Source organism: Escherichia sp. MOD1-EC6300 (assembly GCF_002965045.1).
In the GTDB taxonomy this organism is placed as follows: Bacteria; Pseudomonadota; Gammaproteobacteria; order Enterobacterales; family Enterobacteriaceae; genus Escherichia; species Escherichia coli_F.
Genome location: NZ_PTRH01000052.1, coordinates 1 through 1,143, shown reverse-complemented (window position 1 = coordinate 1,143; position 1,143 = coordinate 1). Strand labels below are relative to the sequence as shown.

General features: G+C 47.9%; 1 protein-coding gene. It reads right to left on the bottom strand.

The window, feature by feature from the left end; translation table 11 throughout:
- The coding region (locus BGE37_RS24725; protein WP_198598480.1) for an AIDA repeat-containing protein at nucleotides 1-1,143 on the bottom strand (1,143 nt) is incomplete at both ends.

The following is a 1,143-nucleotide window of genomic DNA, read 5'->3' as shown; positions in this document are numbered from 1 at the left end:
CGCGCCCTGGCTACTCTGCTGTATCCCCGTAGCGCTGCCTTTCTCCCGCACATCGAGTGTGCCGCCGTCATTAAGTACCGAGTTTTCAGCCAGACCGCCCTCATTAACTACCTGTGAACCGCCATTAATAATGGAACCTTCCGTTGTCCCGTTTGCCATAATTTGTTGCAGGCCAGAGACGATATCGGTATTGATCGCCTTACCATAATTCTGAACGGTTTGCGTGCCGCCTTTGATGTGCGTTTTATCTGTTGACCCACCATCAACAATTTGTTCACCACTTTCGATATTTGCCTCAGTGGCTAAACCATATACCGTTTGCTTGCCACCTTTGATATTTGCTTTATCAGAAGTGGCACTGGCATATATTGTTTGGGTGCCCGCACTATTGAGTACAGTACCAACATCTTTTCCATAAACATCCATTTTGCCGTTGGCATTAATAATCGTATCAACTGCCCGGGAACCAGTAACGACTGTTAATGAGCCAGCGTTTTCCAGCACTACATTTTTAGCTTCTGAATTCCTGATGTAGAAAGCATCACCAAAACTGTTGGTTCCTTCGATAAGTGTTCCGGAAGTCGTGGAAGCAATTAATGCGCCGCCGGATTGTTGCTCAACATGCTTAGCCTCACCACCGTCCTGAACCTCCAGAACGCCACCATTATTAAGTCTGGTGGTATCTGTTTTAGCCTCCTTCTGGACAATCAGCTTACCGCCAGCATCAACGGTAGTATTTTTCGCCGTGGTTTTAGCCACTACCGTCAGTTCGCCGGTATTTTCCAGCACAACATAATTAGCCTCCCCTCCGGTAATAGTGAAGTGAGAGAGCTTGTTGTATCCTTCAATATCAGTCCCTGCGCCCGTGTTGGCAACTAAAGCACTGCCCGTCTCCTGGTTAACCCCATGTGCGATACCACCGGTATAGACAATCAGCGAGCCTCCGGCGCTAATATTGCTGCCAGTTGCCGTACCATCTTTCTCAACAACCTGCCGGCTCCCGGAGGAGATATTTGTCGTGTCAGCTTTCCCGCCGCTCTTGATATTTTGTGTTCCGCTGTTGATATTGGTTCCCGTGGCAATACCATGATTATTTATATTCTGTGTGCCACCATTAATTATGGTATTTGTCGCGTTTCCGGC